Genomic DNA, 23,845 nt, shown 5'->3' on the forward strand with positions numbered 1-23,845 from the left:
GCCCCTTCTCCACGCCGCACCCGCTCGACCGCCCTGGCTCATGAGCTTCCGACTCTTCGGGCCGAAGTCGCCGGGGCGGCTCATCCGTGGTCCTGCATCTCGTTCAGGGCGGCGGTCAGGACGCGCCGGATGACCGTTACCGCATCGATGGGGTGGAACTCGATCCCTGAGGATGAAATCGACTCGTCACTGAGGTCGATTCCGGTCCGCTGGTGCTCGTGCGGCAGGTTCCGGATCTCGGCGCGCGCCCCGGCTAGCGCCGAGTTGTGCTCGGTGACCGTGTAGATGAAGTCGTCGAGCAGGTCGCGTAACTCAGACTCGAGCAGCTCCTCAATCGGCTCGTCAGGCACGTCGAAACCGATCTCACGTGCTGTCTCCTCAAGCGCGGCCACTGCCCCGAACAGGCGATTCGTCGGGAGCGAAGGATCGTCCGCCAGGGCTCGCACACCGAGTTGCTCGACACGGTTGAGCGCCGTCGTCAGGTTGCGGATGTCCTGGCCGGTGATCTCGAGCGACTCCGCGGGTTCGGCTGAGGTCAGTTCGTCGGGCTGGGGGGCTGTGATAGCCCCCAGGCCTTCGTGGGTCCGATCTTGCACTTGCGCCCTCCTGGGGCCGAATGTGTAGGCGCCCGGGCAACTGGATGAAGCCCCGACGCTGTCTGTGTTGTCGTACCGGAGCCGCCGGCCAGTTCCGTTGCTGGTGGCCACGTGCTGGCCGGCGGCAGGTCTGGCTAGCCGACCGGGACGCCGCCGAACTGCACCCGCGGGAGGTCGTCCTCGAGCGGGGTCGGCTGTTGGTTGCCGGCGAGCGCCAGCGCTTCGTCCCGCTGAGTGCGCAGCGCCTCGGCCGTCAACTCGAGCTGAATGAGCTGAGTGGTCAGGTCGGCAATCGCCTGAGCCTGACGGCGGATGATGTCCGCGGCGTCGATCTGGACCGTGTTGGTACTCACTGTGGTTCGACCTCCTGGAGGTTCGCTGTGGTTGTGGGAATGCCGCCAGCGTTCGACGGTTCGGGAACTGCTGTGTCGCTCAGGGTTGGGTGCTCCGTGGACAGTTCGGGGCTTTCCGGCGGAAGGTCGAAGCCGGGCACGGGGCCGGGCGCTTCCCAGTAGCCTTCGACCTCGAACTCGGCGTTCCTGCGGCCGGCCTTGACCAGCCACGAGAAGCGCTGGCCCGGTGCGCCCTCAACGGTGAAGGTGTTGCCCTCAACGTCTCCGGCCGCGATGGCCGCGGGAGCTCCCAGGCCGCCCACAAGGACAGCCCGGGTGTCGGGACGGGTCAGGGCGTCGAAATAGTCCGGCAGCTCCACCGTCGCCTGACCGGACCCGTCGAGCTCGCCGGTTCCCCAGTACTCGACGCCGGCGAGCGGCGATTCGGTGGAGACGTGCCGGAGGCCGTAGCCAACCTTCGTCGGGTGCTCGATGTAGAACGCCTTCACGCCGGAGCCAGCCGCGCCGGAGACATTGAAGTCGCCGACCGCCCAGATGGTCCCGTTGGACGTCAGGTTGAGGTCGCCACTCGCTCCGGCGAAGCCATGAATCCGGGCACCGCCGTTGGTTCCGATGCCCCAGTTGCCGTCCACGTCCGAGTACGCGCGGGCCGTGACCTCGTTCGTGAAGCTCGGCCCGATCCACCAGTCGCCGCTGCGTCCGCCGGAGACGGCGGTCGAGGACGCGTTGCGCACATACCCGAGCCACCAGTTGTCGTCGTCCCCATGGGCGGCGGACACCGCCGTGGTCCTCGAGCCGCCGACCAGCCAGGAGCCGGCAGCCGTGCCGCTGACGGCGGTCCCGGTGCCAATGCGTGCGTCACCCATCCACCAGGTTCCCGTCGAGTCCGCAGAGGCCGCCGCAAGGGTGGCCGTTCTGGTAACCGACCCGATGCTCCAATCGCCGTTCGCGGCGATCTGAGCTGACTGCGGCGTGTGCCCGCTGCTCACTAGGCCAGCGTTGAGGCGGATGGCCGGCACCCCCGAACCGACTTCGAAGCCGATCAGGTTCGGCCTGGTGTCGAGGGCGCTTGACCCCACGTAGTGCACGTACAGCCCGGGGTTCTCCAAGGCGCTCTCGTCGATCGCCAGGTACGGCTCGACGAATCCCGTCCGGAATGACCCCGTGATCACGGTCCGTCCCGTGGCGCTGTCGACGTCCACCGTCTTGTTGCCGGAGTTGTCGAAGGCCTCAAGGCCGTTGACGTCGAGGCGGATCCGCTCAGTGGTGCCGGAGTAGACCCGCATGCCGGAGGGATCGATCTGGACTCGGTTGGTGGAGTCCTGGCCGATGGCGTCCTGGATGGTGACGTCGTCGAAGAGGTACCGGCCGCTGTTCCCGGAGTGGTTCCGTACGCCGATGTAGGCGCGGTAGTCGACGGTGTCGGCTGGCAGGGTCACCGTGCGCTCGGCGCGGGTCCAGTCGAACGTGGTGCCCGTGAGGCCGATCTGCTGGGAGGCGAAGAACAGCGTGCCGGCCGCGTCTCGGTACTGGATGAAGATGGCCGCGAAGGAGCTGGCTCCAGTGATTCCGCCGCTGCCCGCAGTCCTGACCCAGCCGGCGATGTAGACCCGGCGAGACGAGGGCGCGGGGACCCAGGGCGTCAGGAACATCGTGCTGGAGCCCGTGAAGGGAAGGCACTCGATCGAGTACTGGCCGCCGTGGAAGGCGTTGGAGTTCTGCTGCCAGGTTCCGCCGACGGCGGCGTCCAGTGCGGTGTCCCCGGCGATGACTGACGTCCAGTAGGCGGTGTCCTCGAAGCCGGGGTCGGCCACGCGGTTGACGCCCACGCCAGCGAGGTGCGTCGGGGCGACGGAGCCGACGCTCAGCTTGTCCGTCGTGATGGCACCGGCGGCGATCTTGTCCGCCGTGATGGCGTTGGCAGCGATGTGGCCGGCCTCGATCGCCAGCGCCTGGATCAGGCCACCGGTGATCGAGTTACCCACGATCTTGTCCGACGCGACGAGCGTCCCGTCGATGATGTTGGCGCCGTCGATGATCTCACCGATGAGGTCGGTGTCGACCAGGGGCGTGACCTCGATGCTGGACTTGTCCGACGGGTCGGAGCGGTTGCCCGCTCGGTCCACGGCGATGAACTGCACCCAGACGTCGTCGTTGTACGGCAGGTCCGACAGGACCATCGTCGACCGGTCACCCACGAAGCCGTCCACCATGGTCGCCGGCGAGGCGGTGAAGTCCTCGTCCAGGCTGGCGTGGACCTCCACGAGGTCCAGGTCGCTGGGCATCTCCTCACCCTCGAAGGTGAGGCCGTCCCAGTCCACCCGGACCACGCCGAGGCGCGCAGACAGCACCGGCGCCGACGGCTGCGGCGGCGGATCGGTGTCGTTCTCGATCGTGACGACGACCTGGTCCGACCACTCGCCGGGGGTCGTGGCGTAGAGGCCGATCGCGCGGACGCGGAAGGCCCACTCCTCGCCGGGGTTGTACGGCGACATGGCGATGAAGGTGGCGGTGGACCCGCCACGCAGCGACCACTCCGCACCGAGGACGTTGAGCCTGCCCCAGACCTCGTAGCGCTGGATGTCCATGGCTGTGCCGTCGGTGGCGGTGCTCACGGGCGCCCAGGTGGCCTCTACGAGGCCTCGCGGGTTGCCATTGGAGTCGATGTACCCGGAGCTCCCCACGACCAGCCCAGCGGGCGCAGAGGGCGTCCGCTTGTCCTGCCCCTCGGGGGCGGGCCGGCCGCCGGAGCCACCACCCACGACCACGCCGCCGGCGAGCGCGCGGGCGCGCTTGGCCGCACGCAGCGACCGCTCGACGAAGCGGTTGTTCAGGGTGAGGTTGCCCGAGATCAGGCCCTCGCTGTTCTTGGCCAGCGTGATCTGGAGGATCCTGACGGCACTCTTGGCGCCGTCCACGCCGGGAGCGTAGACCGTGTCGCCCACCCGGTAGTCGCGGTATGGCACCCAGCGACCCTCGAACAGGAGGTCCCTGGTCATCTCGATCTGCTCGCGCTCACCGGCCTTGAGTGCCTGCTGAGCCAGCAGGGTTGCCATGCCGGCGTCGGTGACGCCCGACTGCTGGAGGGTGACCTCGAAGTCACCCCAGGGGTCCACGGCCGAAGGGTTGGTCACCTCGACGGTGAGGCCGTCGTCGCCGAGCACCAGGGCCCGGTGCAGCAGGTTGCTGGCGTCGCCCTTGTCCGGTGCGGTGATGACGTCGATCCCGCTGCGCAGGTTCACCGGGTTCGGGCCGGTCGTCAGGTCGCGGTTGAGGATCGTGCCGGGGTTGTACATGTGGAGCTCGCGGCCCCAGAAGTTCCAGTCGATGACACCCTGCTCGGCCATCGCGTTCAGCACCTGGTCCAGCGGGGTGCCGACTGCGTAAGCAATCGTCATCTCCGTCTCCCACGGCTCACCGTCGGAGTCGCTGGCGTTGCTGATGTCCATGGCCATGCCGGGCAGCGCGCCGCGGGCCTGCGCCTCGAGGATCAGCGTGCGCATGATCTGGCCGGGCGTGGCCGCGGTGAACTGGCGCTGACCGTCAGCGTTCATCGTGCCGCCGGCGCGGACCGTGGCCTTGCTCAGCAGCCACGAGTAGCCGGGCATGGACGCCTTGAACGCCTTGGAGCGATCGAGGTGGTCGGCGTCCCACGCCAGACGCAGGAATCGGCCGTTGTGGACCTCAGCCCACTCGTCGCCGGCGCTCATCTCCAGGCCGACCTCACAGAAGTCGTCCAGCCACTCCGAGCCCTTCATGCCGCGGATGTAGGTCACGTCCAGGGCCGACACGTCGTTCAGCGGCAGCGCCGCCTTGAGGTCGTACGGGAAGTCGAGGACTCCGAGCCTGGCCCCGTTGGGGGAGTAGGCGACGAGGCGCAGGTCGAAGATCACTGGCCGCCGTCCTGGTCCGAGAGGGCGCCCTGGTTGTTCACCCAGGAGTCGACCTCGGACATCCGGAACCGCCAGCGACCGCCGATCTTCCGGCGCGGAAGGCCCAGCCGCTCGGCATTCCGCTCGATCCACTTCGGCGAGACGTCCAGATGCTCGGCCACGACAGCGACGTCGACCAGCGGCTCGCGATCCGGACTGGGGGTCAGGGTCTTCACGATGTGCCTCCCCGGGCATGCAGAAGGCCCCGCCTGGATGACGGGGCCTTGCGGATGAAGCGGGGAGCTGTGCGTCCCCGCAGCGGGGGACTTTGTGGACCAGCGCGTGCCGTGGTCGTCCTCGAATGTCCCGCTACTACCTGTAGGCGGGCGGAACCGTCCTATTGGACACCCTGACGTCCGTGTCCTTCGTCACACGTCCCTTGAGCTGCTGCGATGCGAGACGGCAACCGAGCGAGGTGAGGTGTCTAGCGTCTACGCCGAAACTGCCCAGGGTCCACGTTGCCGGCGCCATCCAGGTACAGCCCGCGGCCTTCGTCGAACCATTGGTCACCCTCGGACGTGGACACCTCCTGCGACCGTGCCAAGGCCGATCGGCGGCCGATCGACGGCTCATCACTGTCGAGTCTTGCGAGCCGACGGCGACCTTGACCGTCGGTGTCTTCGCGGTCCGGCGACGGCGACAGCGTTGGGTCGGCGACCAGGGTGGGTGGTGCGTCAACACTGTTGCCACACTGCGACTGCTCCCGGCCCGCGGTCGCCTCGGCGAAGCCGGTCGACGACGGCCGGGGCGTCAGCTCAGGCGAACGACCTTCGGCGCTTGGGTCATCGCCGTGGACAGCCACGGCAACCTCCTCCGGCGACAGCGGAGTGAACTCGGCGATCTCAACACCGCCAACCCACACGGATGACCCCTCGGTCGCTGACACTCCCGCCGCAGCACGGTCCCATGCATCCGGCTCGCGATCATCGGTCGTGGACTGATTCAGAGCGGGTTGGTCCAAGGAGGGCTGGTGCAGGGACTGGTTGTCGGAAGCCCAGGCTTCCGAACCGAACGCCCCAGACTTCCGAACCGAACCGCCCCCACTTCCGAACCCAGCGCCATCCACTTCCGAACCGACTTCCGCTTGCTTCGGAAGTCCGGGCTTCCGAACCGAACCGGAGTCGTCGATGCCCTCGAACAGGCCGTCGTCGATACGCACGCCATCCGGAAGCACGAGCTCGTACTCCTTGGTTCGCTTACTCCCGGACCACGAGTGCCACCCAACGTGCCGGATCCAGCCGGCGCCCTCGGCCGCCTTGAGGTCGTCCCGCACCTGTCGGGTGGACTTCCGCACCAGCGCCGCCACCGTCGCCTGAGCCGGTCGAACGTTGGTCCCGTCCGCGTCACCGAAGAACGAGAGCGCCCAGAGCGTACTCACGACCGTCATGGGCAGATCCGACTCCAGCGGGAGCGCCTGTTGCCACGAGAACTTGAAGTCGGCAGGCCGCTCCAGAGCCACCGCGCTCACCGGACACCCCGCTTCCGTCGGCGCATCGCACGCCGTTCGGCTCGGTTCGGACCCGCCAGCGCCATGATCCGAGCCGCCTGGCGGTCGGTGATCTCGCCCCGCTCGTCGACCTCGAGCGCGAGCTCGCCGTTCTCGTCGGCCAACCTGGCAAGCCCTGTTGCGGTCGCGAGCTCGCTCTCCGTCAGCCGAACCCGCGACTGGAGCTGTCCCAGCCATTCGGCCGCAGCGGGCGTCATCAGCCGCCCGGCATGAGGTTGGCGGCTCATATCGGCGCCGTCGCGAGCTCGAGCTCACGCATGAGCCAGGACGGCGGCTGCTCGAGCAGGCGGTCACGCACCGGCCCGCCGCGGATGATGGCCGCGGCCTCACATGCAGTCCATTGGTCGCCAGGTGAAGCCGCGACGACCCGCCGCGCTGCGGCAACAGCGGCCAGTTCGGCCGGCGTTCCGGGCTTGATCACTCGCCGCTCCCGTCGTCCTCGCGCAGGTTCGGCACTGGCTCCATGGCCAGATTCCAGGCCGCACGGGGGCCATACGTGGCCGCGGAGTCCGCGGGCGTCAGGTCGTCGTCGTTCACCGTCACTGCTCCAGCCCCTCTCCGGCACTCACGGCGCCGTGTTCGTCGTCCTGCTGCTCGGGCACACCCAGCCAGGTCATGCGGTCCAGCTCGGCGCCGGCGCCGCGCAAGCCCATGCGGGCCTCCCGCTGCCAGTCGACGCCCGACGCGTCGAGCCGGTCGCCGTCGGCCGTCAGGTACGTCCAGGCCGGTCCGTCGGTCGCCGCGCTCACTCGTCCTCGACCTCCCCGGCGAACGCGGCAGCCAGCAGCGTCTGGGCGCGCTCCTGCTCGACGTCGCCCTCGAGCTCCGAGTCGTCCTGGTCCTCGCCGCCGTCGTCGAGATCCGCTTCCGCCCGCGGCAACACCTTGCCGGCGAGGATGGCGCGTCGCTGGCGGATCTCCTCGAGCACGACGGTCCGGCGCAGCTTCCCGCCTCCCGCGTCGAGCTGCTCCAGCAGGCTGGAGACCTTCCAGTCGCTGCGCTCGTCCTGCGACAGATTCAGGCGGGCGGAGGGTCGGAGCCACACCTTCTTGGCCGGCTGCTCGGTCGCCTCGGTCACAGGCCGCCGCCAGGCGGCCCGGCGACGATGATCCGCTCGGGTCGGGAGCCCTCGACCAGGGTCCCGGCCGCGACGCCCCGCTTGATGCTCGCCCAGAGATGGTGGTCGTCGACGGGGGCCCCGTCCTTGGTCACTGCAGCATCGAGCTCGGCCCGGGTGAGTCGGAGCACAATCTCACCGGACGAGCGCACCTCGCCATATGCGACAGCGGCGAGGACGATCGCGGCCAGGACGTTGAGCCGGCCACGTCGGGCGTGGTGGGCGCTGAGGGCGCGGCGCTGGTCGATCGTCGTCGTCACGCGGCCACCGGCTCGACGACGCTCGCGGCCTCGTGCTCGAGGACGTCCATCAGGCGGTACCGCACGCACGCGCCGAGCTTGATGTATCGAATGCCTTCGCCCCGCGCCCGCAGATTGGCGAGATGGCCGGCGGAGACCCTCCAGCGGCTGGCGAGTTCGCGCGGCGTGAGAACCGCGCCGGTGTTGCTGTCCAAGCTGATCACGCTCCCGTGACCTGGTGAGGGGCCTCTCCCCTCGGCATTTGCTCCTCTCGATGCCGCCTCAGCCGGCCGGGTGAGGTACCGACCTGACCCTGAACACAGAACACCCGCATCCGAAGTCGGACACGGGCTGCGTGGTCACGATATTCGGTTGTGGTGGTGCGCGATCAACGTCTCATGTGGCGACGACTGGCGTCAAGGGATCTCTGATGCGACCTTCGTCACCCCGACTTGTGCCGGATGTCTGCGACCTATCAGGGGTGACGAACAGTGACCGCAAGTCCCCGTTGTAGCGCCAGCCGACGTCAAAGTCGCGACGCGGTCGCACCCCAGAACCCGCGTAGGGCCGGGACGCTAGAGCGTGGAGCACACCGAACTGTCCGACCCGAATGTGAGACTCACCTGAATAGCGCAAGCCGTCTACATTCGGGGGCACGATGGTCGACAAGGCGTTGATTGAAGCAGCACTGGTCGAGATCGAGGAGATGCTCGACCAGGCCGATGGAATGGTGGGGGATGCCCTCCCGTCCGGATTGATGACGGCCCTCCCCGGCTGGGAGTACGAGGTCCGATTCATCATGGGCTGGGGGCGGCACATAGACCATCTCCTGTACGTGGTCCGCGGCCTGTTGCACAGCGACTACACGCACGCCGCCGCGCCACTCGTCCGCCTGATGCTTGAGGACGCGGTCAACGCCGCACTCGTTGCGCGTGACCCTGCCTCTTGGGAGGCGGTACTGGCGAAGGCGCGAAGCTCCGAGAACAGAATCATCAGAGACATGAACCGGGCTGGCGTGACGCCCCCCGAGGAACTCGAAGACTTCGTCAGCTCGCTCCCGCCAAGCGTGCCCGAGGGCTACGGCGACCTCATGAACATGGGTCCGAGGTTCAGGGCACTCGGCGAGGATGGTGACCGCCTCCTGGTCACTTGGGGACTTCTCACCCAGATGAGTCATGGGAACGTCCACACCGCCTCCCTGTTCCTGGACTGGGACGGTGGGCCCGGCGGGATTCCGTCCGTTCGCCTCGATCCGCAGGTGCCGGCCAACCGGTTCATGCTCTACATGGCCAGCCTTGACAGTGTCCTACTCGCAGCCGAGTCCCTCAGTCAGGTGCTGGTCGACGATCCGCTTCGTGGCGCGGTTCTTGATATCCACCAACGGAAGGCGCAAGTCGAGGACCGCCTCTTGAACGCCGACGACTGACGCCCTAAAGGCCGAGTTCCTTCCGAAGGTAGGCGTTCACGAGGCCCTCAAATACCCGCTGGACCGGGCCCGACTTGAGCGCCGAGCCCGCGCGAGCCACGATGCCCTTCCATTCAGCCTTCTCGCCCTTCTCGTCGAGGCCCTCCGCCATCAAGCGCCGGAGGTGGTCGTGAATGACCAAGCGGTCCGCGTCGTCGATCTGCTCCTCGTCGAGAAGGTTCTCCAGCTCCAGGATTCGCTCCTTCCGCGTGGCCCACGGAAAGGCACCGCCGCACCCATCACAGAACGAGGGGCGAGAGTGCGTCTGTCGGCCATAGGGGCTCAGCCCTATCGCCAGGACTCCACGGATGCGCAGACCGCAGGCTTCGCAGGCGATCATCACCCCTGCCCCGCAGCTCGAGCAGTAGGACTCAACATCTCGGTAGGACGACAGCGGACCTAGTGCATGCTCCCTCACATGACCGCGCCGACACACGGCTGCGGCGCGACGGTTCTTCTGACCGCGGGACAGCGCGCGGACGTCTCTGTCGGGGAAGATGGGCTTCACGACCACAGCCCAGGACGGTACTCGGTTCCGCGCGAGGTCAGCCAACCCGAGCGACTCCCCACGAGCAGCGCATCTCTCAGGCCGATCACCGGCCAACCGTGCTGGGCGATCGTCAGTATGCCGGATGCGCGCCGGCGACGTGGGCGTAGGCCATCCCCCGGGTTCCCCACTTATCCCCCATTTTCGCGATTAACGACGATGGCTGGGGATGATGGGTGCGAATAGTCGTCGCAGCTCACAGACACTATTGATGACGACGACTGACCCCCGATTACCCTATCCCAGCAAATCAGAGGGTTCCTGGTTCGAGTCCAGGTGCGGGAGCTCCCCTTCCTTCACGTTGCAGCTCACCCCTCGCGCCACCGGCGCTCCTCGAGTAGCTGTCCGTGTGTCCCGCGATTCATGATCATCAAGGATCGGTGGGGTGATGGCACCACCAATCCTGGACGATCACGGCGGCCGGTCGCGGCGCGCTGATCCGTCAGACACCCCCTAAGCGGGAGGAGGGGGCGGGGGCGGCGGCGTCGGGAACCTGGGCACGGCGCCCACGAGCGGATCGGTCCCATTCCGCTGCACCGCGAACAGCCCGGCCCAGACCAGGCCGAGGACCACGACGCCGACGGCGACCAGCGCGGCCGGCGCCGTCGTGCCCTGGGCCGTCGCCAGGACGGCGATCGCTGCGGCCAGGGCGGCGTCGATGGTCGCCACCACCGTCGGCGTCGTGACGAGGAAGTGGTTCTTCCCGGTCGCGGCCGTCAGCGGGCCGAGCGAGTAGCTGATCTCCAGTCCCAGTCGGTCGTCGTACGGGCTGGCGCTGAAGTAGGGCCGCAGCCCCGGCTCCAGCCGCAGGTAGGCGTGGCGCAGCCGGTTCATCGCGAGGACGGTCAGCTTCTCGTCCCGGTTGATCTGCACCAGCCGCAGGAACGTCGTCACCCCGAGGAACAGCGCGACCGTCAGCACCACGATGGTCAGAGTCGCGGCCCGCGCCGAGAAGCCGGTGGCGTCGGCGAGGAACGCCGACGCCACCATGGCCGCGGACAGCACCGTCAGGAAGACCGACGTCCGCTGTTGTGCCTCGTTCAGCAACGCGCCGCGAGCGCTGAGCAGGCTCCAGTGCTCGGCCGAGACGATCGCCGCCGCCTGCGGCCCCAGCGCGTGCCCGGCTGCGGCGTCCCGAGGAGTATCCGTCGTCATGACGCCCTAGCGTCGCACGGGATAGCGCAGGTGCACCGCCCGGCGCCCCTGGACGACGGCCGGGTCCTCGAGCAGGTGGTGCCCGCCCTTCAACGTCGAGAAGTACGGGATCCCCTCGCCGAACAGCACCGGCACGAGGCTCACGCACACCTCGTCGAGCAGCCCGAGCTCCAGGGCCTGTTGCGTGACGTTCGCGCTGGCGATCGTCACATCCTTGTCGCCGGCGATCTCCTTCGCCTTCGCGACGGCCGCCTCGACGCCGTCGACGAAGGTCGTGGTGGGCCACTTCTCGGCGGCGTCCTCGGGTGGGCGATGGGTGACCACGACGACGGGCGAGCCGCCCGGGTGCTTGTCACCCCAGCCGTCGGCGATGTCGAACAGCCGCCGGCCGGCGATGAGCGCGCCGACGCCCTCGGTCAGGTCGCGCAGCATGCCGGCGCTCGCCTCGTCGACGGCGAACGTCACCGTCTCGTTGGGGTTGTCGACGGCGACGTCGCCGGCCTCGTACCACTCGAACAGCTCGCCGATGCCGTCGTCGGGCTGGGCGATGAAACCGTCGAGCGACATCGTCATATGGCTGAGAACCTTGCCCATCGGGGGCCCTCCTTCGCTCTTTCACTGTCCCTCATACCGACCTGGCACGAGGGCGAAACTCATCGCGGCAACCCGGACCACAGGTCGCAGCGGTGGTCGGCGGCGAACGGCGTCGGCGCGATTCCGCTGGTGGACAGGCCGAGCACGGTGCCGGTCGCGCCGAACTCGGGCCAGGCCGGGCGGCCCGAGCCGTTCGGGTCGCCGGTGCGGGCGAACGCCGTCCAGTAGTCGATCATCGTCGCGGACAGCTGCTCCTGTTCCGCGGTGAGCGGCGGGTACGGGTACAGCGACGGGTCGAGGTCGTCCCACAGGTAGGACAGGTCCACGCCGTGGTAGGCGCCCATCGGAAAGTCGACCGCGACCTGACCGCTGTCCTCGGCGAACTCGTAGGCATAGACCGGCTGGCGGACGGCGGCAGCTTCGGCCGTGCGCAGCACCGGGCAGGCGCCGACGATCCCACCCCAGTCGCCGAACAGGGTCGCGGCCGCGAGCACCGGGGTGTCGTAGTCGTCCAGCGGGTAGGCGGCGAGGACCGTGGCGGCGTCCGCGCCGAAGTTCCCCTCGGCCATCGCCCGGTAGCTCTCGGCCGTCACCGGCCGGCCGGCGAGGAAGGCCCGCAGCTCGTGGCTGGTCGCGCCGATCAGCGACGGCACGCGCGCCGCCGATCCGTCCCGCAGGGCGTCGGCCGGCTGACGAGGCAGTAGCGGCGTGCCGGCGACGGGGTTCCACGGCCGGTCCGCGACACGTCGGTTGATCTGATCGGTGCCGACGCCGCCCAGGACGCCGAGCAACCGCTCCGGAGCGACGGCGTGCAGGCAGGCCGCCACGTCGGCGACGGAGGCGCAACCGACCTGCTCGGTGGCGCGCTCGCCGAACGCCTGTGCCGCGGCGAGGGTCGGCACCGCGTTGTCGCAGGCGCCGCTCTGCATGATCGCGCGGTCGAACAGTCCGCGCGAGCCCGGCGAGGCGAGGTGAGCGCAGACGGCGCGCGCGCCGGCGGACTGGCCGGCCAGCGTGACGTTGCCCGGGTCGCCGCCGAACCGCGCGGCGTTGCGACGGACCCAGCGCAGCGCCTCGGCCTGGTCCATGAGCCCGTAGTTGCCGCCGGCGGAGTCGAGGGCCGGCGCGGACAGGAACCCGAGCGCGCCGAGCCGGTAGTTGACGGTCACGACGACGACGTCGCCGGCGGTCGCGAGCTCGGCGCCGTCGAACTCGCGGGCGCCGCCGGTGGTGAAGCTGCCGCCGTACAGCCACACCAGGACCGGCAGCCGGTCACCCCGCTCCACACCCGCCGGCGCCGTGACGTCGAGGTACAGGCAGTCCTCCTGCCCGACGGCAACCCTGCGGATGAGCTGCGGACAGTACGGGCTCGGCGCGGTGGCGTCGCGGACATCCTGCCAGGGCCGCGGCCGAGCCGGCGGCTCCCAGCGTCGCTCCCCCACGGGCGGCGCGGCGTACGGGATGCCGGTGTAGGAGACGTGGTCGTCCTCGACACTGCCGCGCACCCAGCCGGCGTCGACCCGGACGACACCGGGTTCCGGTGGCGACGAACCCGGTGCGGCGACCGCGGCTCCGGTGGTCGTGAGGACGACGGCGGTGAGGGCGACGGCGGTGGTCAGGGCCTGGGTGAGGGTACGCATCGACATGGCGGCCAGTCTTCGCGGCGGCGCCCGTCGACGCGTCCGTCGAGCGGACCGACCCGTCCTACGTCGACCTGCGTACTCCCCTACGGCGAGCCGCGTACGTCGGCTCCCGGCGCGAAGGCGTCGGCGGCCTCCTGGACGTGGGCGAGGAAGACACGCCACGACTCGGCGTCGCCGATCTCGTCGTGGTCGGGGCCGGCCCGGCCGTCGATGAGCTCGCGGACGATGTCGGCGTGGCCGGCGTGATGGGCGGTCTCGGCGAGCATGCGGATGAGCAGCACGCCGAGCGTGGTGTCGGCGCGCTCGGCCGGCCAGTGCGGCACCCGCGCCGGGGCGTCGAGCTCGAGCTCCTGCAGGGTGCGGTCGCCGTGTTCGCACGCACGCCTGTACAGGCCGAGGATGTACTCGCTGGACTGGTCCGGAGTGGCCCACATGTCCGCGCCCTCCCAGACCGAGCCGTCCTCTTCCCAGGCCAGCGTCTCAGGAGGCGGGCGGCCGACGGAGGTGCCGAGGTAGACGTACTCGCCGCCGGCCAGGTGCTTGGCCAGCCCGAGCAGGTTGGTGCCGGTGGGGGTCAGCGGCCGGCGCAGGTCGTACTCGCTCAACCCGTCGAGCCTCGACAGCAGCTCGGCGCGCTTCTGGCGCAGCTCGAGGTGCAGTTCCGTCTTCACGTCCGCCATGTCCCAGAGCCTTGCACCCGGCACCGACAAGGTCCGCCGGCACGACGGTGTATCCGTGCGCGGGCGCGATCGTCGCCGCGCGCCTTCACCGCCGTATGACCGCCCGCAGCGCCTCGGCGAGCAGCTCCAGCCCGCCCGGCACGTCGGCCGCCTCGACGGCCCCGTAGCCGAGCGCGAACCCGGTCGGCTCCGTCCCGTACTCGGAGAGGGTCCCGACGGCGACACCTGCGGCCCGCGCCCGGTCGGCCGCGGCCTCCGCCACCCGCCGGTCTCCGGAGCGCAGCAGCGCGCACACGTGCAGCCCGGCCGCCGACGGCACCGCCTCGAGGTACGGCGCCAGCGCGCCGCCCAGCCCGTCGAGCAGGGCGGACCGCCGCCGCGCGTACACCTTCGCCGTCCGCCGGATGTGCCGCGCCAGCTGCCCCTCGTCCATGAACCGGGCCAGAGCGGCCTGCGTCGCGACCGGCCCGTGCCCGTCGGCCAGCTGGCGGGCGGCCCGGATGGCGTCGCGCAGGGACGGCGGCACGACGACGTAGCCCAGCCGCAGTCCGGGCAGCAGCGTCTTCGAGAACGTCCCCACGTAGACGACCCGGGCGCCGTCGTCGAGTGCGTGCAGGGGCTCGAGCGGGCGGTCGGCGAACCGGTACTCGCTGTCGTAGTCGTCCTCGAGCACTGCGGCGTCGTGCGCATCGGCCCAGGCCAGCAGCTCCCGACGGCGCGGCAGCGACATCGCGACCCCGAGCGGGAACTGGTGCGACGGCGTCACGTACACCAGCCGGGCGGCACGCGGCAGCCGCGACACCACCAGGCCGTCGCCGTCGACCGGCACGCGCACCACCCGCGCGCCGTGCGCCTCGAACACGTCCCGCGCCGGCGGGTAGCCCGGTTCCTCGACCGCCACGACGTCGCCGGGCGCGACCAGGACCCGCGCGACGAGGTTGAACGCCTGCTGCGCGCCGTTGGTCATGACGACGTCGTCGGCCTCGGCCCGCACCGACCGGGCGTAGCCGACGTACCGCGCGACGGCGGCGCGCAGCCCGGGATGCCCGGCCGGCTCGGCGTACCCGGGGTCACGCCGCGGACGCCACTCCGCCGCGAGCAGCCGCCGCCAGGTGTCGTAGGGGAACAGCCGGATGTCCGGGACGCCGACCCGGAAGTCGTAGCGCGTCGAGGACAACGGCGTCACCGGCTGCGGGGCGTGGTCCCACCCCGGCCGCGGCCGCAGTCCGCGGGAGATCGGCGGCGACGACGCCCGCGTTCCCGTCGCCGCCGAGTCGCTGACGAACGTCCCGGCGCCGACCCGAGCGTCGAGGAAGCCCTCCGCCGTCAGCCGCTCGTACGCCGTCGCCACCGTGCCGCGCGACACCCCGAGGGCCCGGGCCAGCTCGCGGGTGGGCGGCAGCCGGTCGCCGGGACGCAGGCGGCCCTCGCGGACGCCGTCGCGCAGCGACCGGTAGATGCGCGCCGTCAGGTCGCCGTCGCCGTCGAGGCTGACGTGCAGCTCCATTGGCCCATTCAAACAGCACTGAATCGGCGCTTCAACAAGACCAAAGCGGACCGTAGCGTCGACGACATGACACGCATGGACATCGCCACCCTCGCCCCGGCGGCCTACCGGGCCCTGACCGCACTGGACAGCCGCGCCCACCAGGGGGCACTGCCCGCCGGCCTGCTCGACCTCGTGAAGCTGCGGGTCAGCCAGATCAACGGCTGCGCCTACTGCGTCGACTCCCACAGCCACGACCTCGTCAAGGGCGGCGAGTCGCCCGCCCGCGTCTACGCCGTCGCCGCCTGGGACGAGGGCCCCTACTTCAGCCCGGCCGAGCGCGCCGCGTTCGCACTCGCGGAGTCCATGACGCGGCTCAGCGAAGGTGCACCGCGGGTGCCGGACGAGGTCTGGGAGCAGGCCCGCCGGCACTTCGGCGACGAGGACCTCGCGCAGCTCGTCATGGTGATCACCACGATCAACGCCTGGAACCGGGTCTGCGTCACGGTTCGCATGGTCCCGGAGTCCTTCGCCGGATAAATCAGTCGCCACGTCGCCCGCGCGGACGCGACCATGGCGGCATGGAGGCGACCCAGCGACCCCACGTCGAGTACGGCGATCCCGACGTCGCGCTGCCCAACGAGATCCTGCGCTCGGTGGTCGGCTCGGGCGTGCACGGCATCGCGATCGCCGGCACCGACGACCACGACGAGATGGGCGTCTACATCGAGCCGCCCGACCGGGTCGTCGGCCTGCTCCCCCGCCAGCCCCACTACATCTGGCGCACGCAGCCGGAGGGCGTGCGCTCCGGGCACGGCGACACCGACCTCGTCCTCTACTCCTTGCGCAAGTACCTGCGGCTGGCGCTCAAGGGGAACCCGACGGTGCTGCTGCCGCTCTACGCGCCGGAGTCCGACCTCGTCGTGCGCACCCCGCTCGGCGAGGAGCTGCGGGAGCTGGCCGGCGCGTTCCTGTCGAGGCAGGCGGTCGAGCGGTTCCTCGGCTACATGCACGCCCAGCACGAGCGCATGCTCGGCGGCGGTAGGCGCAACCGGGTGCCGAACCGGCCCGAGCTGGTCGAGCGGTACGGCTGGGACGTCAAGTACGGCAGCCACGCGCTGCGGCTGGCCTACCAGGGGCGCGAGATCGCCCTGGACGGACGGCTCAGCCTGCCCCTGCGCCCGGCCGAGCGCGAGCGGGTGCTGGCGGTGAAGCGCGGCGAGGTCGGCCGGGACGAGGTGTCGGCCGAGATCACCGACGTCGAGGCCGAGGTGCGGGCGGCGCTCGACAGTGCCCGCTCGCCGGTGCCGCACGAGGCCGACCGCGAGCGCATCTCGGCCTGGGCCGTCGACGCCCAGCGGCGCCACTGGGGCTGGATCGGCTGACGACGGCGACCGCGTCCGGCGGCGGTACCGTCGCTCGGTTGCGATGGCGGGTGGTTTGGTGGGCCCAGGGCGCCACCGAACCACCCGCCATCGATGTGGGCCGGCTACGAGGAGGCGCTGACGCGCTACGGGCTCGACATGTGCGACGCGTGGCGCTCGCTCGGCCACGGCGACACGGTGGCGGACTCACTGGCGGGCGACGAGCTCCCCACCCTGGCTCGGCGATATCGGGTTCCACCGCAGCCATCGGTCGGCGCTGGTGCGTAAGGACCCCGACCACTGCGGCCGGTTGTTCCCCGGCGACCCGCCGGACCTCCCCTACGTCTGGCCGGCGTCGGACCGTCCCCGGCCCGTCCCGGTCTCTTGGCGTCGACAGTGTGGCGCTGCTGCCGGACGTGGGTCGCGCCAGGACTGTGAGATCACTGCGGGAACGATGCGGCCTCGCTGTCGCCGAGGCCACAGCGGGCTCACACCGTCGATGCAGTGAACTCACACCGTTCGCTGCGTGACGACGGCGTCCGGCGGCGGTACCGCGGGCCAGGTGCGGGACCGCAGGCGGACGCCGTCGAGCACCCCGCTCGGCGACGCCCGGTAACCGGGCTGGTCACCGCCCGACGTCGGGTATTGACGGTGCGTTTGCTCGTGAGTCATCCTGAGGGCGATAGCCACAATTCGTGCGAACGGCCCCCGATCCCGGCCTCCTTTCCCGGACGCCGGAACCGCCGGCCGGTGGGTGGCCGGCATTCACGTCCCGGCACCGCATAGAAGTTCCGGTCTGGTCGAGATTCGCCCGGTGTCAGCTCGGCGTCCCGTGCCGAGACGGCGCCGGCCGTGGACTGGAGGGGTGCCGTGACTCGCGTCTTCGCCGGATTCCGTCCCCTGGCCCGGCTCCGCCGGTGGCTGCTCGGCCCGGAGCAGCCGAGCATGAGCCTGCGGCTGTCCGTGGGCCTCGTCGCCGTGCTCGCCCTGCTCGCGATGACGACCGCTCGCTAGAGCTCACCCGCTCCGCCGGCCGACTGCGGTACGGCCGGCGACGCGGCCCGGCGAACAGGCCGACGAACCGGCCCGGCGCCGTGAGCGCGACCGTCGCCTACCCGGCTGTCACGACCGCGACCAGCGACGATACAGACGGCGCGGGCGCGGCCGGACCCGGCGGCGGGCGGGTGGCCGGCGCCGCTGCGGCGCCGCCGGCGATGAACGTGTGCTGGTGCATGGGACACCTCGAACCCGGGCGAACGGCTGCTTCCGGCGGGCCGGGGTGGACCGCCGGGTGCGCTCGCCCGCGGTGTCGCTGGTCGCGGCTCTCGGCCCTGCTCCGCGACGTCTCACACCACTGACGAGTGGACGGTACCGAGCCGGTCCCGCCTCACACAACTGTTACGTCCCGGTAACTTGCGAAAGTCCCCCGTCGATCGGACGAAGTCACGCCGCGGACGGCGGCCCACTCGCGCGCGGGCGCGAAACCTGGTGTCGCGGCCCCCGTCACAGGCGACACCAGGGCCTTTTCGGTCGTTCAGGATCTCGAACGCGGATGGTGCGAGACATATTCGGACCGGGCATTTGTCGACGAACGTGAAACTTTCCGTTGACGTGCATGCAAAAGCCCCTTTACTGTGCGGTCCCATGTACGGGTCGGTGTCGTTCAGCGGCCGTCGGGGGTTCGTGCTGCCCGGCGGTCTCTCACCGATCCCCGGTCTCCGGTGCAGGCGCCCCGGGACTCACGGAATGGAGACCTCATGGCTGACACCCCCGTTCGCCGCGGCCTGCTGGGCCACCTGACCCGTCGGTCGGTGCTGGCCGGCGCGGTCGCCGGCGCTGCGGCACTTCCCGCCGTCGCCGCCGGCTCCGGCGCGGCCCTCGCGGTACCGAACGCGGCACCGAGAGCGGCCGCCGTACCCGGGCTGCGCACCGCCCAGGCCACGGGCCAGACCAAGCGCGTCACGATCTACGCCGAGGCACTCCCGGGCGGCCAGTTCGGCTACGGCCTGGCACCGGGCGAGGCGACCATCCCGGGCCCGCTGCTCGAGATCGTCGAGGGCGACACGCTGGAGATCGAGCTGGTCAACACCACGAGCCAGCGGCTCTCGATCCACCCGCACGGTGTCGACTACGACGTCTTCTCCGACGGCGCCCCGTTCAACGACTCCTTCAACGAGCCCGGCGAGACCCGCACGTACGTGTGGCGCTCGCGCGAGCGCCGGTCGGGCGGCGGTCGCGGCTGGCTGCCGGGCACCGCGGGCTACTGGCACTACCACGACCACGCGCTGGGCGGCGACCACGGCACCCAAGGCCTGCAGAAGGGCCTCTACGGGGGCCTGATCGTGCGGCGCAAGGGCGACCTGCTGCCGGACAAGACGTTCGTCGTGGTCTTCAACGACATGACGATCAACAACCTGGTGGCGCCGATGACGCCGATGTTCGACGCCGTCCTGGGCGAGCGGGTCGAGTGGCTGTGCATCGGCCACGGGAGCATGGAGCACACCTTCCACCTGCACGCCCACCGCTGGGCCGACAACCGGACGGGGTACCTCGACGGGCCGAACGACCTGACCCAGGCCATCGACAACAGGGACCTCAACCCCGGCAGCTCGTTCGGCTTCCAGGTGATCGCCGGCGACGGCGTCGGCCCCGGCGCCTGGATGTACCACTGCCACGTGCAGTTCCACTCCGACGGCGGCATGTCCGGCGTCTTCCTGGTCCGCAACGAGGACGGCAGCATCCCCGACCACGCACAGGAGGCCATCGACCGCTACCACGGAGGACACGGAGGACACGGGGGCCACTCAGGCCACTGACGCCACGCGGGATAGGTCGCGCTACGCCCGCTCCACCACTGACACCCATCAGGGCCGAGAACGCACAGGCACGAGCGCACATCGATCGAAGGAGCAACGATGAGACGCAGCAGCCTCGTCCGTCCGGAGGGAGGGCCACCGGCGCGATCCGCACGGTGGCGCCGGACGTTCGTCCTGGCGAGTACAGCGGTTCTGGCGCTGAGTGTGACCGCGCTGCCCGCCCAGGGCCAGCCGGAGCCCGAACCGTCGCCGAGCGCCTCCAGCGCCCCGGCCGCGAAGTCCTCCGACACCGCCGACTCCGCCAGCCCGGCCGCGCGGCAGGCGCTGGCCGCCGCGAAGGCCGCCACCAGCGCCGACGGTGACAAGGTGCTGGTCTTCCACGGCCCGGCCGACGAGCAGGACGACCCGGTCGCCGCCGCCGTCGCCGGTCTCGAGGAGCTGGGCGCCGAGAACGGCATCGGCGTCGACGTGACGACCGACCCGGCCAGCTTCTCCGCACAGACGCTGGCCGGCTACCGCGGCGTCGTCTTCCTGTCCGCGATGGGCACCGAGCTGTCGTCGTCGCAGGAGGACGCGCTCGAGGCCTTCATCGAGGACGGCGGCGGCTTCCTCGGCATCGGCGACGCGTCCCGGGCGCAGGAGCGCTCGGAGTGGTTCACCGGCCTGATCGGCACCCGGCCGGTCGGCGCCCTCCCGGACTCGCTCGACGTCGCCGCCGTCAGCGCCACCGCGAACAACCCGCCCAACGAGGACGCGCCGAAGCTCGTCGACGGCAACGTCAACACCAAATGGCTGGGCTTCGTGCGCACGGCGCAGATCACGGTCCGGCTGAGCGAGCCGGCCGCGGTGAACCAGTACGCGCTGGCGTCGGCCAACGACTCCGCCGGCCGCGACCCGCAGGACTGGACCATCCAGGGCTCGAACGACGGCACCACCTGGGTCGACCTGGACCGGCGCACCAATGAGGACTTCCCGGACCGGTTCCAGGTCAAGGCCTACGAGTTCGCCAACACCACCGAGTACCTGCACTACCGCCTCGACATCACCCGCAACTCCGGCGACTCCATCACCCAGCTGGCCGAGTGGCAGCTGTTCGCCGGTGAGGTCATCGAGCCGGAGCCGGTGCAGCCGCAGGAGGCGACGGTCAGCATCGTCGACCGGCAGCACCCGGCCAACGACGGCCTGCCGCTGACGCTGACCCGCACCGACCGGTGGACCAACTGGGCCCCGAACCCCGTCGGCACCGTGCACACCGTCGCGCAGGTGCAGGAGCGCACCTACGAGCCCGGCGAGGGCGCCAACGGCGCGTTCCACCCGATCTCGTGGTGTCGTGACTACGACGGCGGCCGCTCGTTCTTCACCGGCATGGGCGGCACGGCCGAGAGCTGGGACGAGGCGGAGTTCCGCAGCCACCTCACTGGCGCTCTGCAGTGGACCACGGGCCTCGTCCGCGGCGACTGCCAGGCCACCATCGGCGCGAACTACGACGTCGAGCGGCTGTCCGCGGTGAACCAGCCAGGCCAGCTGGACCAGAACGGCGAGCCGCACGGCCTCGACGTCGCCTCCGACGGCACCGTCTTCTACATCGGCAAGGCGGCCTGCGCCACCGGCCCCGTCGTCCCCTGGGAGAACGCGAACGTCGGCCGCGGCTGCGGCACGATCCACCAGTGGGACCCGGAGACGGGTGACGTCAAGCTGCTGACCTCGCTCGACGTGTTCGGCAACCGCGGCAGTGGCGGCGAGCTCGTCAAGACCGAGGAGGGCCTGGTCGGCATCGCGCTCGACCCGTCCTTCGCCGAGAACGGCTGGATGTACGTCTACTGGATGCCGTACGAGTCGATCGACAAGGTCCGCCGCGTCGGCGACCGGACGATCTCGCGGTTCACCTACGACCACGAGACCGCCGAGATCGACCTCGACAGCCGCGAGGACCTGCTGTCCTGGGAGACGCAGATCCACAGCTGCTGCCACGCGGGCGGCGGCATGGACTTCGACTCCGAGGGCAACCTGTACATCGGCGTCGGCGACAGCAACTCGTCGGGCGGCTCGAGCGGCTACTCCGGCAACAACTGGACCCAGGAGTTCGCCGGCATCTCGTTCCAGGACGCCCGCCGCACGTCGGGTAACACGAACGACCTGAACGGCAAGATCCTGCGGATCCACCCGGAGCCCGACGGCAGCTACACCATCCCGGACGGGAACCTGTTCACCGGCCAGGAGGAGGGCGGCGGGAAGACCCGCGCCGAGATCTACGTCATGGGCGTGCGCAACATCTCGACCCTGTACGTGGACCCGGAGACGGACTACCTGCACGCCGCCTGGGTCGGCCCCGACGCCGGCGGCCCGAACGCGGACCTCGGCCCGGCCAAGTACGAGACGGCGACGATCATCACATCGGCGGGCAACCAGGGCTGGCCGTACTGCATGGGCAACCGGCAGCCGTACCGCGACCGCAGCAACACCGACGCGTCGGTGCTGACCGGCTGGTACGACTGCAAGGGCAACCTGCTGAACACCTCGCCGCGCAACACCGGCCTGGTCGACATCCCGGACGCCCGCAACAACATGATCTGGTACTCCCCGCAGGGCGGCGGCCCGACCTTCCCGGACCGCGCCGACGGCAGTGGCATCCCGACGTACGACAACGACGACGCCAGCTACGTGTTCCCGTACATGCGCAGCGGCGGCTGCCAGGCGATCATGACCGGCCCGACGTTCCGCGAGTCGCAGGTCGACACCAGCAGTGGCGTCTCGTGGCCGACGTACTGGGAGGGCAAGTGGATCATCGGTGACAACTGCGGCTCGAGCAGCAGGGTCGCCGTCACCGTCGATCCGGAGGGCATCGAGGACCAGCTCCCGCCGCTGTTCGCGGAGAACCTGGCCTCGATCATCCCGCACGGCGGCGCCACCGACCAGCTGCAGAGCTGGATGATGACGTCGCGGTTCGGCCCGGACGGCGCGCTCTACATGTCCGACTACAGCGGCGGCTTCTTCAGCCTCACGCCCAACCAGAAGCTGATCCGCGTCGTCTACAACGGCGGGCCGGCCACCCCGGCGGCCACGGCGACGGCGACCGCGGTCCAGAACAAGCCGCTCACCATCGCCTTCACCGGTGACCGCTCCGGCGGCGTGTCCCACGCGTGGGACTTCGGCGACGGCGCGACCTCGGACGAGGCCAACCCGCGGCACACCTACGACGCGGTGGGCACCTACACCGCGACGCTCACCGTCACGTACGCCGACGGCGAGACGATGACCACCGAGCTCGAGGTCGTCGTCGGGTGTGCGGTGCCGGACGACCGCGGCACCGTGTTCCTGCGCGACACCGACACCGGCGTCACCAACGACGTCGTCGGCGAGGGCTGCACCATCAACGACCTCATCGACGACGAGAGCAGCTGGCCGAACCACGGCGACTTCGTCCGGCACGTCACGGACACCGCCAACGGGCTGGCTGCCGACGGTCTCATCACGGCTCGCGAGAAGGCCACGCTGACGCGGCTCGCCGCGGCGTCGCCGATCGGCAAGCCCGGCGACAGCGGCTGGGACGCCATCTTCGACGGCACCGCGCAGTCTCTCGAGGGTTGGGAGCAGGCACCGGGCGGCTTCTTCGAGCTGCAGGACGACGGCACGATCATCAGCCGCGGCGGGCTGGGCATGCTCTGGTACGCCGAGCAGGAGTTCGCCGACTACTCGGTGCGGCTGCAGTTCCGTGACGTCTCCCCCGGCACCACCCGTGCCAACAGCGGTCTGTTCGTCCGGTTCCCGAACCCGAACCAGCCGCTGGCGGAACGGCCGGAGTGCGGCCGGGTCGGGTCCGCGGCGAACTCGCCGGCCTGGGTCGCGATCTACTGCGGCCACGAGATCCAGATCTACGACGGCAGCACCGGGGAGCCGCAGAAGACCGGGTCGGTCTACAACTTCGACCCGATCGCGCTGCCCGGTTCCGGCGCCACTCCGAAGGGCGAGTGGAACGACTACGAGATCGTGGTCGAGGGCCAGCACTACACGATGATCCGCAACGGCGTGGTGATCAACGAGTTCGACAACGTGCCTGGCATCCAGTCGTCGCGCGCGGGTGACCCGCCGACCGACCTGCGCCAGTTCCTCAGCGGATACATCGGGTTGCAGAACCACGGCAACAACGACCTGATCGAGTTCCGCAACATTCGAGTCCGGGAGCTCTAGGTCCCCGGCGGCCGGTCGGCGCGGGCGCGACCCCAGTGGTCGCGCCCGCTCCGGCGGGCCTCGGCCGCCGGGACGCTCGGCGTCTCGGATTCACGAAAGAGGTGCGGCACTTCATGCCCCAACGACTCCATCCCGCGGAGGGCCGGTCCGGCCGCCGACGAGT

Annotated in this window: 24 protein-coding genes and 1 pseudogene; 7 read left to right on the forward strand and 18 right to left on the reverse strand. The window is 70.4% G+C overall.

Going from position 1 to position 23,845, the window contains the following annotated elements:
* Window positions 1-80: 80 nt before the first annotated feature.
* The 11 genes from HD601_RS31635 to HD601_RS31685 all read right to left on the reverse strand — a co-directional run bounded on the left by HD601_RS31635 (window position 81) and on the right by HD601_RS31685 (window position 7,959).
* Window positions 81-596: a hypothetical protein gene (locus HD601_RS31635; RefSeq protein WP_184828821.1), complete on the reverse strand. Its 516-nt coding sequence runs from the start codon at window positions 594-596 to the stop codon at window positions 81-83.
* Between the two features lie 134 nt (window positions 597-730).
* Entirely contained in the window at window positions 731-949 is a 219-nt protein-coding gene (locus HD601_RS31640; protein ID WP_184828823.1) for a hypothetical protein, read from the reverse strand.
* On the reverse strand, window positions 946-4,842 hold the full coding sequence (locus HD601_RS31645; RefSeq protein WP_184828826.1) for a hypothetical protein: 3,897 nt from the start codon (window positions 4,840-4,842) through the stop codon (window positions 946-948). Before HD601_RS31645 ends, HD601_RS31640 begins: the two co-directional genes overlap by 4 nt.
* Window positions 4,839-5,057: a helix-turn-helix domain-containing protein gene (locus tag HD601_RS31650; protein ID WP_184828828.1), complete on the reverse strand. Its 219-nt coding sequence runs from the start codon at window positions 5,055-5,057 to the stop codon at window positions 4,839-4,841. The genes HD601_RS31645 and HD601_RS31650 overlap by 4 nt, the downstream gene beginning before the upstream one ends.
* 248 nt (window positions 5,058-5,305) lie before the next feature.
* Window positions 5,306-6,340 carry a hypothetical protein gene (locus HD601_RS31655; RefSeq protein WP_184828830.1) on the reverse strand — a complete coding sequence of 345 codons (1,035 nt, stop codon included), beginning with the start codon at window positions 6,338-6,340 and terminating at the stop codon, window positions 5,306-5,308.
* Window positions 6,341-6,345: 5 nt separating this feature from the next.
* On the reverse strand, window positions 6,346-6,585 hold the full coding sequence (locus tag HD601_RS31660; RefSeq protein WP_184828832.1) for a hypothetical protein: 240 nt from the start codon (window positions 6,583-6,585) through the stop codon (window positions 6,346-6,348).
* A gap of 26 nt (window positions 6,586-6,611) precedes the next feature.
* Entirely contained in the window at window positions 6,612-6,809 is a 198-nt protein-coding gene (locus HD601_RS31665; protein ID WP_184828834.1) for a hypothetical protein, read from the reverse strand.
* 118 nt (window positions 6,810-6,927) lie between these two features.
* Window positions 6,928-7,137, reverse strand: a complete 210-nt coding sequence (locus tag HD601_RS31670; RefSeq protein WP_184828836.1) for a hypothetical protein — start codon at window positions 7,135-7,137, stop codon at window positions 6,928-6,930.
* The gene (locus HD601_RS31675) at window positions 7,134-7,466 is read right to left on the reverse strand and encodes a hypothetical protein (RefSeq protein WP_184828838.1); all 333 of its coding nucleotides are present in this window, start codon (window positions 7,464-7,466) and stop codon (window positions 7,134-7,136) included. Before HD601_RS31675 ends, HD601_RS31670 begins: the two co-directional genes overlap by 4 nt.
* A complete protein-coding gene (locus HD601_RS31680) occupies window positions 7,463-7,765 on the reverse strand; it encodes a hypothetical protein (protein WP_184828840.1) in 303 nt (100 codons plus the stop codon). Before HD601_RS31680 ends, HD601_RS31675 begins: the two co-directional genes overlap by 4 nt.
* On the reverse strand, window positions 7,762-7,959 hold the full coding sequence (locus HD601_RS31685) for a helix-turn-helix transcriptional regulator (RefSeq protein WP_184828842.1): 198 nt from the start codon (window positions 7,957-7,959) through the stop codon (window positions 7,762-7,764). The genes HD601_RS31680 and HD601_RS31685 overlap by 4 nt, the downstream gene beginning before the upstream one ends.
* Window positions 7,960-8,402: 443 nt before the next feature.
* Between HD601_RS31685 and HD601_RS31690 the strand changes: the two genes are divergently transcribed.
* On the forward strand, window positions 8,403-9,170 hold the full coding sequence (locus HD601_RS31690) for a hypothetical protein (RefSeq protein ID WP_184828844.1): 768 nt from the start codon (window positions 8,403-8,405) through the stop codon (window positions 9,168-9,170).
* 4 nt (window positions 9,171-9,174) lie between these two features.
* Here HD601_RS31690 and HD601_RS31695 read toward each other — a convergent pair whose 3' ends face one another.
* The 6 genes from HD601_RS31695 to pdxR form a co-directional block, all read right to left on the reverse strand.
* On the reverse strand, window positions 9,175-9,723 hold the full coding sequence (locus tag HD601_RS31695) for a DUF2321 domain-containing protein (RefSeq protein ID WP_184828846.1): 549 nt from the start codon (window positions 9,721-9,723) through the stop codon (window positions 9,175-9,177).
* Between the two features lie 486 nt (window positions 9,724-10,209).
* A complete protein-coding gene (locus HD601_RS31700; protein ID WP_184828848.1) occupies window positions 10,210-10,911 on the reverse strand; it encodes a hypothetical protein in 702 nt (233 codons plus the stop codon).
* Between the two features lie 6 nt (window positions 10,912-10,917).
* Window positions 10,918-11,505, reverse strand: coding sequence for a dihydrofolate reductase family protein (locus tag HD601_RS31705; RefSeq protein WP_184828850.1), 588 nt, complete (start codon window positions 11,503-11,505; stop codon window positions 10,918-10,920).
* 59 nt (window positions 11,506-11,564) lie between these two features.
* Window positions 11,565-13,151 carry a carboxylesterase/lipase family protein gene (locus HD601_RS31710; RefSeq protein ID WP_221441474.1) on the reverse strand — a complete coding sequence of 529 codons (1,587 nt, stop codon included), beginning with the start codon at window positions 13,149-13,151 and terminating at the stop codon, window positions 11,565-11,567.
* Between the two features lie 80 nt (window positions 13,152-13,231).
* Complete coding sequence (locus HD601_RS31715; RefSeq protein WP_184828852.1) at window positions 13,232-13,828, reverse strand: DinB family protein; 597 nt, start codon at window positions 13,826-13,828, stop codon at window positions 13,232-13,234.
* Between the two features lie 85 nt (window positions 13,829-13,913).
* Window positions 13,914-15,335, reverse strand: a complete 1,422-nt coding sequence (gene pdxR, locus HD601_RS31720; RefSeq protein WP_184828853.1) for a MocR-like pyridoxine biosynthesis transcription factor PdxR — start codon at window positions 15,333-15,335, stop codon at window positions 13,914-13,916.
* 66 nt (window positions 15,336-15,401) lie between these two features.
* Between pdxR and HD601_RS31725 the strand changes: the two genes are divergently transcribed.
* From HD601_RS31725 to HD601_RS36160, 3 genes and pseudogenes are all read left to right on the forward strand, one after another.
* Entirely contained in the window at window positions 15,402-15,854 is a 453-nt protein-coding gene (locus HD601_RS31725; protein WP_221441475.1) for a carboxymuconolactone decarboxylase family protein, read from the forward strand.
* 41 nt (window positions 15,855-15,895) lie between these two features.
* On the forward strand, window positions 15,896-16,699 hold the full coding sequence (locus HD601_RS31730) for a nucleotidyltransferase domain-containing protein (protein ID WP_184828855.1): 804 nt from the start codon (window positions 15,896-15,898) through the stop codon (window positions 16,697-16,699).
* Between the two features lie 78 nt (window positions 16,700-16,777).
* A pseudogene (locus HD601_RS36160) lies at window positions 16,778-17,048 on the forward strand (MSMEG_6728 family protein); the annotation flags it as partial.
* 140 nt (window positions 17,049-17,188) lie between these two features.
* Here the strand turns inward: HD601_RS36160 and HD601_RS31735 are convergent.
* Window positions 17,189-17,350, reverse strand: coding sequence for a hypothetical protein (locus tag HD601_RS31735; RefSeq protein ID WP_184828857.1), 162 nt, complete (start codon window positions 17,348-17,350; stop codon window positions 17,189-17,191).
* Between the two features lie 198 nt (window positions 17,351-17,548).
* Here HD601_RS31735 and HD601_RS31740 point away from each other — a divergent pair, with 198 nt between their 5' ends.
* From HD601_RS31740 to HD601_RS31750, 3 genes are all read left to right on the forward strand, one after another.
* On the forward strand, window positions 17,549-17,692 hold the full coding sequence (locus HD601_RS31740; RefSeq protein WP_184828859.1) for a hypothetical protein: 144 nt from the start codon (window positions 17,549-17,551) through the stop codon (window positions 17,690-17,692).
* Between the two features lie 743 nt (window positions 17,693-18,435).
* Window positions 18,436-19,494 (forward strand): multicopper oxidase domain-containing protein, encoded by a 1,059-nt coding sequence (locus HD601_RS31745; RefSeq protein WP_184828861.1) that lies wholly within the window; start codon window positions 18,436-18,438, stop codon window positions 19,492-19,494.
* Window positions 19,495-19,593: 99 nt separating this feature from the next.
* On the forward strand, window positions 19,594-23,682 hold the full coding sequence (locus HD601_RS31750; RefSeq protein ID WP_184828863.1) for a ThuA domain-containing protein: 4,089 nt from the start codon (window positions 19,594-19,596) through the stop codon (window positions 23,680-23,682).
* Window positions 23,683-23,845 lie beyond the last annotated feature (163 nt).

This window comes from Jiangella mangrovi, assembly GCF_014204975.1.
GTDB classification, from domain to species: Bacteria; Actinomycetota; Actinomycetes; order Jiangellales; family Jiangellaceae; genus Jiangella; species Jiangella mangrovi.

Bases quoted from the DNA above. Each gene is read 5' to 3' on its own strand.
- HD601_RS31660 (WP_184828832.1), bottom strand. From the start codon at position 6,585: ATGACGCCCGCTGCGGCCGAATGGCTGGGACAGCTCCAGTCGCGGGTT.
- HD601_RS31700 (WP_184828848.1), bottom strand. From the start codon at position 10,911: ATGACGACGGATACTCCTCGGGACGCCGCAGCCGGGCACGCGCTGGGG.
- HD601_RS31750 (WP_184828863.1), top strand. From the start codon at position 19,594: ATGAGACGCAGCAGCCTCGTCCGTCCGGAGGGAGGGCCACCGGCGCGA.
- HD601_RS31710 (WP_221441474.1), bottom strand. From the start codon at position 13,151: ATGTCGATGCGTACCCTCACCCAGGCCCTGACCACCGCCGTCGCCCTC.
- HD601_RS31730 (WP_184828855.1), top strand. From the start codon at position 15,896: ATGGAGGCGACCCAGCGACCCCACGTCGAGTACGGCGATCCCGACGTC.
- pdxR (WP_184828853.1), bottom strand. From the start codon at position 15,335: ATGGAGCTGCACGTCAGCCTCGACGGCGACGGCGACCTGACGGCGCGC.
- HD601_RS31735 (WP_184828857.1), bottom strand. From the start codon at position 17,350: ATGACTCACGAGCAAACGCACCGTCAATACCCGACGTCGGGCGGTGAC.
- HD601_RS31715 (WP_184828852.1), bottom strand. From the start codon at position 13,828: ATGGCGGACGTGAAGACGGAACTGCACCTCGAGCTGCGCCAGAAGCGC.
- HD601_RS31745 (WP_184828861.1), top strand. From the start codon at position 18,436: ATGGCTGACACCCCCGTTCGCCGCGGCCTGCTGGGCCACCTGACCCGT.
- HD601_RS31690 (WP_184828844.1), top strand. From the start codon at position 8,403: ATGGTCGACAAGGCGTTGATTGAAGCAGCACTGGTCGAGATCGAGGAG.
- HD601_RS31725 (WP_221441475.1), top strand. From the start codon at position 15,402: ATGACACGCATGGACATCGCCACCCTCGCCCCGGCGGCCTACCGGGCC.
- HD601_RS31705 (WP_184828850.1), bottom strand. From the start codon at position 11,505: ATGGGCAAGGTTCTCAGCCATATGACGATGTCGCTCGACGGTTTCATC.